9 protein-coding genes are annotated in these 11,815 nt (G+C 71.9%); 7 read left to right on the top strand and 2 right to left on the bottom strand.

Annotation, left to right across the window (positions count from 1 at the left end):
- The first annotated feature begins 17 nt into the window (after window positions 1-17).
- From polA to mnhG, 7 genes are all read left to right on the top strand, one after another.
- Window positions 18-2,717, top strand: coding sequence for a DNA polymerase I (gene polA, locus K313_RS0103645; RefSeq protein WP_019286073.1), 2,700 nt, complete (start codon window positions 18-20; stop codon window positions 2,715-2,717).
- 210 nt (window positions 2,718-2,927) lie between these two features.
- Complete coding sequence (locus K313_RS0103650) at window positions 2,928-5,753, top strand: Na+/H+ antiporter subunit A (protein WP_029210476.1); 2,826 nt, start codon at window positions 2,928-2,930, stop codon at window positions 5,751-5,753.
- On the top strand, window positions 5,750-6,220 hold the full coding sequence (locus K313_RS0103655; protein ID WP_019286070.1) for a Na(+)/H(+) antiporter subunit C: 471 nt from the start codon (window positions 5,750-5,752) through the stop codon (window positions 6,218-6,220). Before K313_RS0103650 ends, K313_RS0103655 begins: the two co-directional genes overlap by 4 nt.
- Window positions 6,217-7,803 (top strand): Na+/H+ antiporter subunit D, encoded by a 1,587-nt coding sequence (locus tag K313_RS0103660; protein WP_019286069.1) that lies wholly within the window; start codon window positions 6,217-6,219, stop codon window positions 7,801-7,803. Before K313_RS0103655 ends, K313_RS0103660 begins: the two co-directional genes overlap by 4 nt.
- Window positions 7,800-8,342 (top strand): Na+/H+ antiporter subunit E, encoded by a 543-nt coding sequence (locus K313_RS0103665; protein WP_029210477.1) that lies wholly within the window; start codon window positions 7,800-7,802, stop codon window positions 8,340-8,342. The genes K313_RS0103660 and K313_RS0103665 overlap by 4 nt, the downstream gene beginning before the upstream one ends.
- Window positions 8,339-8,707 (top strand): MrpF/PhaF family protein, encoded by a 369-nt coding sequence (locus K313_RS19910; protein WP_029210478.1) that lies wholly within the window; start codon window positions 8,339-8,341, stop codon window positions 8,705-8,707. The genes K313_RS0103665 and K313_RS19910 overlap by 4 nt, the downstream gene beginning before the upstream one ends.
- A complete protein-coding gene (gene mnhG, locus K313_RS0103675) occupies window positions 8,704-9,036 on the top strand; it encodes a monovalent cation/H(+) antiporter subunit G (protein ID WP_019286066.1) in 333 nt (110 codons plus the stop codon). Before K313_RS19910 ends, mnhG begins: the two co-directional genes overlap by 4 nt.
- A 42-nt stretch (window positions 9,037-9,078) precedes the next feature.
- On the opposite strand, the gene K313_RS0103680 is transcribed toward mnhG, so the two are convergent.
- The gene (locus tag K313_RS0103680) at window positions 9,079-10,779 is read right to left on the bottom strand and encodes a formate--tetrahydrofolate ligase (protein ID WP_019286065.1); all 1,701 of its coding nucleotides are present in this window, start codon (window positions 10,777-10,779) and stop codon (window positions 9,079-9,081) included.
- Between the two features lie 61 nt (window positions 10,780-10,840).
- Window positions 10,841-11,743, bottom strand: coding sequence for a class I SAM-dependent methyltransferase (locus K313_RS0103685; RefSeq protein WP_029210479.1), 903 nt, complete (start codon window positions 11,741-11,743; stop codon window positions 10,841-10,843).
- Between the last annotated feature and the right edge of the window lie 72 nt (window positions 11,744-11,815).

Below are 11,815 nucleotides of genomic sequence, written 5' to 3' on the forward strand. Positions count from 1 at the left end.
GGCCTAGGCTGCCATGCGTGACGCGACTTCTGCTCCTCGACGGACACTCCCTGGCCTACCGCGCGTTCTTCGCCCTGCCGGCCGAGAACTTCTCGACGACGACGGGCCAGACCACCAACGCCGTCTACGGCTTCACCTCGATGCTGATCAACCTGCTGCGTGACGAGGAGCCGACGCACGTCGCCGTCGCCTTCGACCTGTCCCGCCAGACCTTCCGCACCGAGGCCTACGCGGACTACAAGGCGGGCCGCGCCAAGACGCCGGACGAGTTCAAGGGCCAGGTGTCGCTGATCCAGGAGGTGCTGGACGCGATGCGCATCCCGCACGTGCAGGTCGAGGGCTTCGAGGCCGACGACATCATCGCGACCCTCACGACGCAGGCGGCCGCCGCCGGCCTCGACGAGGTGGTGATCTGCTCGGGCGACCGGGACGCCTTCCAGCTCGTCGACGAGCGCACCACCCTGCTCTATCCCGTGCGCGGCGTCTCCGAGGTCTGGCGGATGGACCCCGCGGCCGTCGAGGCCAAGTACCTCGTGACCCCCGAGCGCTACAGCGACCTGGCGGCCCTGGTGGGTGAGACCTCCGACAACCTCCCGGGCGTGCCGGGGGTCGGGCCCAAGACCGCGGCCAAGTGGATCACGCAGTATGGCGACCTCGCGGGGATCGTCGAGCACGTCGGTGAGATCAAGGGCAAGGCGGGGGAGTCGTTGCGCGCCCACCTCGACCAGGTCCTGCGCAACCGGCAGCTCAACCAGCTGGTGCACGACGTCGACCTGCCGTTCGGCATCGACGACCTGCAGCGCGCCAACTGGGAGCGCGACGAGGTCCACCAGGTGTTCGACGGCCTGGAGTTCCGGGTGCTGCGCGACCGGCTCTTCGCCACCGTGGAGTCCGCCGAGCCGGAGGCGGAGTCGGGCTTCGACCTCGACGGGGCCGTCCTGGACACCACCGAGGTCGCGGAGTGGCTGCAGAGCCACGGCCGGTCGGGGACCGTGGGTCTCGTCGTCGACGGACGGTGGGCCCGCGGCACCGGAGACGTCGAGGGGGTGGCGCTCGCCGCGGAGGACGGGGCCGGCGCCTACCTCGACGTGGCGTCGCTCACCCCGGACGCCGAGGGCGCCCTCGGCGCCTGGCTGGCCGACGCGTCGGTGCCCAAGGTCCTGCACGACGCCAAGGGCCAGCTCCACGCCCTGGCGGCCCGCGGCTTCACGGACCTCGCCGGGGTCCAGCTGGACACCGCTCTGGCGGCCTACCTCGTGCGGCCCGACCAACGGTCCTACGACCTGGCCGACCTCACCCTGCGGCACCTGCAGCGCGAGCTGCGGGTCGAGGGTGCGGGCGACGGCCAGGGCATGCTCGACTTCACGGCGGACCAGGACGCCGAGGCCCAGGCCTCCATGGTGCGGGCCCGCGCGGTCCTCGACCTGTCCGCCGTCCTCGACCGCGAGCTCGTCGCCACGGGGCAGCGCGACCTCCTCGCCGACGTGGAGCTGCCCCTGCTCGGGGTCCTCGCGGAGATGGAGCGGGTGGGCATCGCGGTCGACGAGGAGGGCCTCGCCCGGCTGGAGTCGCACTTCGCCGACATGGTGGCCCAGGCCCAGGCGGACGCCCACACGGCCATCGACGACGACAGCATCAACCTCGGCTCGCCCAAGCAGCTGCAGGTCGTGCTGTTCGAGCGGCTGGACATGCCGCGGACCAAGCGCACCAAGACGGGCTACACCACCGACGCCGAGGCGCTCGCGGACCTGTTCGTCAAGACCGAGCACCCCTTCCTCGAGGCGCTGCTGCGCCACCGCGACGCGGCCAAGCTCCGGTCGACGATCGAGGGGCTGCGCAAGTCCGTCGCCGAGGACGGGCGCATCCACACGACCTACCTGCAGACGGTGGCCGCCACGGGGCGGCTCAGCTCCACCGAGCCCAACCTGCAGAACGTCCCCATCCGCACCGAGGAGGGGCGCCGGATCCGCTCGGTGTTCGTGGTGGGGCACGGCCGCCACGGCGACGAGCCGGTCGCCTACGAGTCGCTGATGTCGGCCGACTACAGCCAGATCGAGATGCGCATCATGGCGCACCTGTCCGGCGACGCGGGTCTCATCGAGGCCTTCCGCACGGGAGAGGACCTCCACCGGTTCGTCGGGTCCCGGGTCTTCCAGGTGGAGCCCGAGGACGTCACGTCCGCGATGCGGTCCAAGGTCAAGGCGATGAGCTACGGCCTGGCCTACGGGCTGTCGGCGTTCGGCCTGTCCAAGCAGCTGCGCGTCTCCACCGCCGAGGCCCAGGGGCTGATGGACGGCTACTTCGAGCGGTTCGGCGGGGTCCGCGACTACCTGCGCGAGGTGGTCGCCGAGGCGCGCGCCACCGGCTACACCGCGACCATCCTCGGGCGCCGCCGCTACCTGCCCGACCTCACGAGCGACAACCGCAACCGTCGCGAGATGGCCGAGCGGATGGCGCTCAACGCCCCGATCCAGGGCTCGGCCGCCGACATCATGAAGGTCGCGATGCTCGGCGTCGACCGGGCGCTGCGCGCCGAGGACCTGCGCTCCCGGATGCTCCTGCAGGTGCACGACGAGTTGCTGCTCGAGATCGCGCCGGGGGAGCGGGACACGGTGGAGGCGCTGGTGCGTCGCGAGATGGGTGGGGCGGCCGAGCTCGACGTGCCGCTGGACGTGCACGTCGGGGTGGGACGTTCGTGGCAGGACGCTGAACACTGATGCGGGCACTGAGCGGGCATTGAGAGGGCACTGAGCTGGCACTGACGGGGGCTCTGACGGCCCGCTGATCGGCACCGACCGAGGGGCGGGCAACCAGTTCCGGTCCAGCGAACTCTCGTAGAGTTCTCTGCGTCCCCCGCCGTCAGACCCCCGCAGACCCGTCTGGGTGGGTCCGCCTCCGCCTGGCACCCACAGAATCTCAGGAGCTCGATGCTTGCCCTCGTCGGTCTGCACGTGCTCGCGGCCGTCTGTGCCCCGTTGCTCGTGCGGCTCTGGGGACCCCGGGCGTTCTGGCTCCTCTCCCTGCCGTCGGTCGCCACCGCGGGACTCGCGCTGGCGCGCACGACGGCAGCCACGTCCGGGACGGCGCCCCGCGAGGACGTCACGTGGGTGCCCTCCCTGGGGCTGTCGGTCACGCTCCGGATGGACGCTCTCGCGTGGCTGATGTGCCTGGTCGTCGGGGTGGTGGGCACGCTCGTCCTCGTCTACTGCGCGGGCTACTTCGAGCCCGACGAGCCCGGCCTGGACCGCTTCGCCGCCCACCTCACGGCGTTCGCGGGCGCGATGACCGGTCTGGTCCTCAGCGACAACCTCCTCGTGCTCTACCTGTTCTGGGAGCTCACGACCGTCCTCTCGTACCTCCTGGTAGGTCACTCGTCCCACCTCGAGGACAGCCGCAACGCCGCCACCCAGGCCCTCGTCGTCACCACGGCGGGCGGTCTGGCGATGCTGGTCGGCATCGTCATGCTGGGCCAGGCCGCGGGGACCTACTCCCTCGAGTCGATCCTGGCGCAGCCGCCGTCGGGCACGACGGTGGCGGTGGCCGTGGCCCTCCTCCTCGTCGGCGCGATCACCAAGTCCGCCCTCGTGCCCTTCCACTTCTGGCTCCCGGGGGCGATGGCCGCGCCGACCCCCGTCAGCGCCTACCTGCACGCCGCCGCCATGGTCAAGGCCGGCATCTACCTCGTCGCGCGGCTCGCACCGGGCTTCTCCGACGCCGCCACGTGGCACCCCGTCGTCCTCGTCCTGGGCTGCACGACGATGCTCGTCGGCGGCTACCGTGCCCTGCGCCAGGTGGACCTGAAGCTCCTCCTGGCCTACGGCACGGTGTCCCAGCTCGGCTTCCTCGTGGTGCTCGTGGGGACCGGGTCCGCCGAGGCCGCCGTGGCCGGCCTCGCCATGCTGGTCGCGCACGCCGTGTTCAAGGCCGGGCTGTTCCTCTCCGTCGGGGCCATCGACCACGCCACGGGCACCCGGGACATCCGTGAGCTGAGCGGACTGCGCCACCGCATGCCGGTCGTCTTCGCGGCGTCGGTCGCCTGCGCCCTGTCCATGGCGGGCATCCCGCCGACGCTCGGCTTCGTCGGCAAGGAGGCCGTCTACGAGACCTACTGGCACGGCGCCCAGGCCTGGAGCCGACCCGTGCTCGTCGTGCTCGTCGTCGGCTCCATGCTGACCCTCGCCTACAGCGCGCGCTTCCTGATCGGCGCGTGGAGCGACGTGCCCGGGCGCGAGGACACGGCCTACCACTCCCTGCACCGCCCCGTCGTGTGGGTCCCGGCGGTCCTCGGGCTCACGAGCGTGCTCGCGAGCCCCTTCCTCGGTGCCGCGCAGCACCTCGTCGAGCCGTATGCCGAGAGCTGGCCGCCCTCAGCGCACCCCATCCACCTGGCGCTCTGGCACGGCTTCACGCCGGCCCTGTGGCTGAGTGTCCTCACGGTAGCCTTCGGCCTGGCCCTGGTGGCGGTGCGCAGCCGGGTCGAGTCGGTCCAGCGACGGCTGCCTCACCCACCGGCGGCGGTCTCGGCATACCGCTGGGTGATGCGCGCGCTCGACCGCGGCTCCATCGAGGTCACGGGCGTTGCGCAGCGAGGCTCGCTCCCGCTGTCGCTCGGCCTGATCCTGGTCGTCTTCATCGGCCTGACCGCGGTCGGGCTCCTGGGGGTCGGCTCGGCGCCCGAGACCCGCTGGTGGGACACCCCCGCCCAGGCCGGCGTCGCGCTGGTCGCCAGCCTGGCCGCCGTGATGGCGGTGCGCTCCCGCCGCCGTCTGCGCGGCGTGTTCCTGGTCGGGGTCACGGGCTACGCGCTGGCCGTGCTGTTCCTGCTGCACGGCGCCCCCGACCTCGCCCTCACCCAGGTGCTCGTCGAGACCGTCTCCATCGTCGTGTTCGTGCTCGTCCTGCGGCGGCTCAGCGGCAAGTTCAACGACAACCCCTCGCGTGCCAACCGCAGCCTGCGCGTCGCCCTCGGCGTCGTGTCCGGCGTGCTGGTGAGCGGGGCAGCTCTCGTCGCCGCCGGAGCACGCACCGCGCCGCCCGGGTCCGCCGGCTGGCCGGTCGGGGCCACGAGCTTCGGCGGCGGCGAGAACGTCGTCAACGTCGCCCTGGTCGACATCCGGGCCTGGGACACCATGGGCGAGATCGCCGTGGTGCTCGTCGCCGCGACCGGCGTCGCCAGCCTCGTCTACCTCAGCCACGACCGGGTCGTGGCGACCCGCAAGCGGCTCGACGAGGCGCGGCGCCTGCGCAACCGCACGCGCGAGGAGCGCCCCAGCTGGCTGGCCGTGCCCGCCGGGGAGCGCACCGAGGAACCCTCGCTGATCTTCGCCGTCATCACCCGCCTCATCTTCCCCGCCATCATGGTGTGGTCCCTCTACCTGCTCTTCGCCGGGCACAACAACCCCGGGGGCGGCTTCGCGGCGGGGCTCGTGGCCGGCCTGGCCCTCACCGTGCGCTATCTCGCCGGCGGCCGGGTGGAGCTGCGGGCCGCCCTCCCACTCATGCCGGGTGCGCTGCTCGGGACCGGGCTGTTCCTGTCCGCCGGCTTCGGCCTGGTCTCCATGCTGGTCGGTGGTGACGTCCTGCAGAGCTGGGACGCGGACGTGGAGCTGCCCCTCGTCGGGCACCTGCACCTCGTGTCCTCGGTCTTCTTCGACCTCGGGGTCTACCTCGTCGTGATCGGTCTGATGCTCGACATCCTCCGGTCCCTGGGCGCCGCGCTGGACCGGCAGATCAGCGAGAGGTCGGACGCATGACCGTCAACCTGACCCTGGTGGTCCTCGCCGGGGTGCTCTTCGGCTCGGGCGTGGTCCTCGTCATGGCGCGCAGCATCGTGCGAGCCCTGCTCGGCGTGCTGCTCATGGGCAACGGCGTCAACGTCGTGTTCCTGATCGCCTCCGGCGCGCCCGGCCGCGCACCCATCGTCAGCAAGTCCTCCGCCGAGGGCGTGGTCGTCGGCGCGGACGGCATCTCCGACCCCCTCCCGCAGGCCATGGTGCTCACCGCCATCGTGATCACGCTGGCGGTGACGGCCTACTGCCTCGCGCTCGCGCACCGGTCCTGGCAGCTGTCGTCCAGCGACAACGTCGAGGACGACCCCGAGGACGCCCGGATCGGTCACCTGGCCGACACCGACCAGGTTCCCGACACCGACTACGCAGACACCACCGACCCGCACGCCCTCGCCGACACGGCGACCGACGACCAGGGAGGCGCCCGATGATCGACCCAGGTCTGCTCGTGCCGCTGCCCGTGGTGCTCCCCCTCGTCGGTGCCGGGCTGACGGTCGTGGCGTCGGGACGCCAGGCGATCCAGCGCCTCGTGAGCACCGTCGTCCTCACCACGTCCGTGATCGTGTCGGCCGTCCTGCTCTGGGGGGCCCACACCCGCGGCACCCTCGTCGTCCACGCCGGAGGCTGGTCGCCGGCCGACGGCATCGTCCTCGTGGTGGACCGGCTGTCCGGGCTGATGCTGCTCGTGTCCTCGACCGTGACGCTGGCGGTGATGCTCTACTCCATCGGCCAGGGCCGCGCCTCGGACGACAGCGAGCACGACGGGGGAGCCCCCCTGCCGATCTTCCACCCCACCATGCTCGTCCTCTCGGCCGGCGTCTCGACGACCTTCCTGTCGGGGGACCTGTTCCACCTCTACGTCGGCTTCGAGATGCTGCTGTTCGCGAGCTTCGTGCTGCTCACGCTGGGTGGCACCGCCTCCCGGGTCCGGGCCGGCGCCAACTACGTCGTGGTCAACCTGCTGTCGTCGCTGCTGTTCCTGGTCGCGATCGCGCTCGTCTACGCCGCCACGGGGACGGTCAACCTCGCGGAGCTCGCCGGTCGGCTGGACGCCCTCCCGCCGGGTCAGCAGGGCCTGCTGCACGGCATGCTGCTCCTCGGCTTCTGCATCAAGGCCGCGGTGTTCCCCATGTCGGGCTGGCTCCCCGACTCCTATCCCACCGCGCCCGCGCCCGTCACCGCCGTGTTCGCCGGACTGCTGACCAAGGTGGGGGTCTACGCGATGATCCGCACCCAGACGCTGCTGTTCCCCGACGGTCGGCTGGACGCCCTGCTGATGTGGGCCGGCCTGCTGACCATGCTCGTCGGCATCCTGGGCGCCGTCGCCCAGGACGACATCAAGCGACTGATCTCCTTCACCCTGGTGTCGCACATCGGCTACCTCGTCTTCGGCATCTCCGTCGGCAACGAGGCGGGGCTGTCGTCGGCGATCTTCTACACCGCCCACCACATCACCATCCAGACCGCGCTGTTCCTGGTCACAGGCCTGATCGAGGCCCGCGGCGGGTCCACCTCGCTCAGCCACCTCGGGGGCCTGGGGCGGCTCGCCCCCGGGCTGGCCCTGCTGTTCTTCGTCCCCGCGATGAACCTCGCCGGCATCCCGCCGTTCTCGGGCTTCCTCGGCAAGGTCGGCCTCATCCAGGCCGGGGTCGCCTCCGGCACGTGGCTCGCCTACCTGCTCGTCGCCGGGTCCGTGATCACCAGCCTGCTCACGCTGTACGCCATCAGCCGGGTGTGGGGCCGTGTCTTCTGGAGGTCGCCCCGTGCCGCCGTCCCCGACGACGACGGGGGTGACGACGACGTGCTCGTCGTCACCGGGGACGACGCGGCCCAGGTCGTCGCCGAGCGACGCCTGGCTCTCGGCACGGTGCTGCCGACCACGCTGCTCGTCGCGGTGAGCGTCGCCATCACCGTCGCGGCCGGGCCGCTCTACGAGATCACCGACGCCGCAGCGGGTCAGCTCGGCGACCGCTCCGGCTACACGACCGCCGTGCTGCAGGGGGTGCCTCGATGAGCAACCGCGTGCGCCTCACCCCGACCGTCGGGCTCGCCGTCGTCTGGGTCCTGCTGTGGGGCAACTTCTCCTGGGGCAATGTCCTCGCGGGACTCCTGGTCGCCCTCGTGGTGCAGGTCTTGTTCCCCCTGCCGCACGTGATGTCCGGCGTCCGGGTGCACCCCTGGGGACTACTCGTCCTGCTCGGCACCTTCCTCAAGGACCTGGTCACGGCCAGCGCCGCGGTGGCCTGGCTCGCCGTGCGGCCGCGGCCCATCGGCCCCGGCACCGTCATCGAGGTGCAGCTCACGGTGGAGGACGACCTGCTGCGCACCGTCGTCGCGGAGCTCACGTCGCTGGTCCCCGGCACGGTCGTGATCGACCTCGACCCCTCCACGGGCGTGCTCACCATGCACGTCCTGGACCGCACCGACCCCGCGGACCTGCAGGCCGAGCGTCTCCGGGTCGCAGCGCTGGAGGACCGGGTGCGCCGTGCCCTCGGCAAGGACACGGGTCAGCCGGAGCGGCATACCCACGAGCACGAGAAGGCCGACCGATGAACGTGCTGGTCTGGGCGATCGTCGCCATGCTCCTGGCCGCGGCGCTGCTCGTGCTGTGGCGCATGGTGACCGGCCCGACGGTGCTCAACCGCACCCTCGCGAGCGACGTGCTCGTGGCGGTGATCATCTGCGCGCTGGGGGCGGAGGCGGTCGTGCGCGACCACTCGACGACGCTGCCCGTCCTCGTGTCGCTGTCGCTGGTCGGCTTCGTGGCGACCGTCGCGGTGTCGCGCTTCGTCGCCGGGGACTCGGACCTGGGGCTGCGCCAGGCCGGGCAGCCCGGGTCGGACGTGCCCGAGCCCACCGAGGTCAGCGGCTTCGACGAGGACCGGGGCGTGGTCGACGACGACGGGGGCAACCGATGAGCTGGACCTCCGTCGCCGACCTCGCCGCGCTCGTCTGCCTGGCCCTCGGCTCGTTCCTGTGCCTGTGCGCCGCGATCGGTCTCGTCCGCTTCCCCGACCTGCTCTCGCGCATGCACGCGGCGACCAAGCCGCAGACCCTGGGGATCCTGCTGGTGCTGCTCGGCGTGGGCATCGGACGGCACTCGCCCCTCGACATCGGCATGCTGCTGCTCGTCGCGATCTTCCAGATGGCCAGCGCGCCCGTGTCCTCCCACCTGCTCAGCCGCGCCGCGATCCGCACCGGCCAGGTGCCGGGCGTCCGGGACGACGAGAGGGTCGACCGGCCGTAGCCGATCGACCCCCGTCTGCTGGCCCGACCCCGGGTCAGCGTCTCAGAACAGCCCGACCGTGTTGCCGTCCTCGTCGATGTCGATGCGCATGGCGGCCGGCGACCTCGACAGGCCCGGCATCGTCATCATCGACCCGCAGATGGCATAGACGTAGCCGGCTCCCGCGGCCAGGCGGACCTCGCGCACCGGCAGGGTCCAGCCGCGCGGCGCACCCTTGAGGGCCGGGTCGTGGGACAGAGACATCTGGGTCTTGGCGATGAGCACGGGCAGGTGGCCGTAGCCCTGGTCGGTGTACATCGCCAGCGCCTTGGCCGCGGCCGGCTCCAGGGAGATCCCGTTGGCGCCATACACCTTGGTCGCGACCTTGCGGATCTTGACCTCGAGGGAGTCCTCGAAGTCGTAGGTCGGGGTGAAGTGCACCTCGTCGTCGCACGCCTCCACCACGGTGCGGGCGAGCTCCTCGGCGCCGGCGCCACCGTCCTTGACGTGGGTCGACACGGCGCAGCGCGCCCCCATCTCCTCGGCCACGCGCCGGATCACCTCGTGCTCGGACGGGTGGTCCGTCGGGAAGGCGTTGATGGCCACCACCGGCTGCACGCCGAAGTCCTGGATGATCTGGATGTGCTTGCGCAGGTTGTCGCACCCGGCCTCGACGTCCTGCGGGCTCTCGAGCAGCATCCCCTCGGGCAGCGGCTTGCCGGCCTTGACCTCGAAGCGGCCGGAGTGGGACTTGAGCGCCCGCACGGTCGCGACCAGGACCGCCGCCTGGGGAGTGAGCCCGGCCGCGCGGCACTTGACGTTGAAGAAGCGCTCGGCGCCCATGTCGGCCGCGAAGCCCGCCTCGGTGAGCAGGATGTCGCCGGCCTTGATGCCGACGCGGTCGGCGATGATCGAGGAGTTGCCGATCGCGATGTTGCCGAACGGGCCGGCGTGGATGAACGCCGGCGTGTGCTCCAGCGTCTGCATGAGGTTGGGCTTCAGGGCGTCCTTGAGCAGGACGCACATCGCGCCGGCGCAGCCGATCTGCTCGGCGGTGACGGGCTTCTTGTCCTTGGTGAAGCCGACGACGATGCGGCCGAGGCGCTCCCGCAGGTCCCGCAGCGAGGTGGCCAGGGCGAGGATGACCATGACCTCGGACGCCGCGGTGATGTCGAAGCCCGCCTGACGGGTCACGCCGTCGGTCTTGGCGCCGCAGCCCTCGATAATGTTGCGCAGCGAGCGGTCGTTCATGTCCATGACCCGACGCCACTGGATGTCGTCGAGGCCGAGCTCGTTGCCGAAGTGCAGGTGGTTGGACACCATCGCCGCCAGCAGGTTGTGCGCCGCCGTCACCGCGTGGAAGTCGCCGGTGAGGTGCAGGTTGAGCATCTCCATCGGGACGATCTGGCTGTAGCCACCGCCCGCCGCGCCACCCTTGACGCCGAAGACGGGCCCGAGCGAGGGCTGGCGCAGGGCGAGGACGGGCTTGCGGCCGATGCGGGCCAGGCCCTGGGCCAGGCCGACGGCGGTCGTCGTCTTGCCCTCGCCCAGCGGGGTCGGGGTGATGGCGGTGACGACGACGTACCTGGCGTCGGGGAGGTCGGCCAGCTCGTCGATGACCTCGAGCTCGACCTTGGCGACGTGCCGCCCGTAGGGGATGAGGTACTTCTCGTCGATGCCGACGGTGGCGGCGACCTCGGGGAGGGGGGCGAGATCAGCGGATCGCGCGATCTCGATGTCTGAGGGAAACGGCTTTGTATCCACGAGGCGAGTATGCCGGACGTCCTCCGGCGTCCCGACGGTGGGGCCGGACGTCCTCCCGTCCTCACCCCGTGCGGGGCGGACGCTCGCAGACGTAGATCGCCGTCCCCGGCACGAGCCTTCCCCGCAGCGGGCTCCACCCGCCCCAGGTCTCCTCGTGGTCCTCGGGCCACTCCGGCTCGACGAGGTCGACGAGCCGCAGGCCCGCGGCGGTGATCTCGCGGACGCGATCGCCGAGGGTGCGGTGGTGCTCGACGTAGAGCGCCCGTCCCTGGTCGTCCTCCTCGACGTACGGCGAGCGGTCGAAGTAGGAGCTCGTGACGGTCAGGCCCGCCTCTCCCGGCACGTCGGGCAGGGCCCAGCGGATCGGGTGGGTGGTGGAGACGACGAACCGCCCGCCGGGGCGCAGGACGCGGGCGGCCTCGCGCATCACCGCGGCGGAGTCGGCCACGAAGGGCACCGCGCCGTAGGCGGTCATCACGAGGTCGAAGCTCTCCTGCGCGAACGGCAGGGCCGCCGCGTCGCAGGCGAGCAGGGGGAGCCGGGGGTGCTGGGGGTGCTGGGGGAGCGGGTGAGCAGGGGAGGCCGACGGCTGTCCCGCCCGTATGCCGTCCGTCCGCCCCTCGTCGATCCGGCGTCCCTGCGCGAGCATCCCCGTCGACAGGTCCGTCGAGACGACCACCGCCCCCTGGGCCGCCAGCCACCGTCCGCCCTGGGCGGCGCCACCACCGATCTCCAGGACGCGGAGCCCGGGGAGGCGGTCCGCCGGCGCCAGGATCCGAGCCGTCTCCTCGCGCAGCCCCTCCGGACCCCAGACGAGGTCGGCGTCACCCAGGAACGCGCCGTGCTCGGCGTAGTAGTCCACCGCCTCGGCGTCCCACCAGCCCTTGTTGGCGCGCGCCGACTCGGCCTGGTCGGTGCCGCGCCGCGTGACGGCGGCGAAGGAGCCGCGCTCGGCGGTCGTCATACAGCCTCCTGCTTTGACCCGTGCGTGACAGGACCGTTAGGGTGGACGAGCACGTTCGTGCGCGGACTCGAC

It is taken from the genome of Arsenicicoccus bolidensis DSM 15745, assembly GCF_000426385.1.
GTDB classification, from domain to species: Bacteria; Actinomycetota; Actinomycetes; order Actinomycetales; family Dermatophilaceae; genus Arsenicicoccus; species Arsenicicoccus bolidensis.

What these genes read in the sequence shown, in the direction of transcription:
- K313_RS0103685 (WP_029210479.1), bottom strand. Translation starts at nt 11,743, where the DNA reads ATGACGACCGCCGAGCGCGGCTCCTTCGCCGCCGTCACGCGGCGCGGC.
- K313_RS0103665 (WP_029210477.1), top strand. Translation starts at nt 7,800, where the DNA reads ATGAGCAACCGCGTGCGCCTCACCCCGACCGTCGGGCTCGCCGTCGTC.
- K313_RS0103655 (WP_019286070.1), top strand. Translation starts at nt 5,750, where the DNA reads ATGACCGTCAACCTGACCCTGGTGGTCCTCGCCGGGGTGCTCTTCGGC.
- mnhG (WP_019286066.1), top strand. Translation starts at nt 8,704, where the DNA reads ATGAGCTGGACCTCCGTCGCCGACCTCGCCGCGCTCGTCTGCCTGGCC.
- K313_RS19910 (WP_029210478.1), top strand. Translation starts at nt 8,339, where the DNA reads ATGAACGTGCTGGTCTGGGCGATCGTCGCCATGCTCCTGGCCGCGGCG.
- K313_RS0103660 (WP_019286069.1), top strand. Translation starts at nt 6,217, where the DNA reads ATGATCGACCCAGGTCTGCTCGTGCCGCTGCCCGTGGTGCTCCCCCTC.
- K313_RS0103650 (WP_029210476.1), top strand. Translation starts at nt 2,928, where the DNA reads ATGCTTGCCCTCGTCGGTCTGCACGTGCTCGCGGCCGTCTGTGCCCCG.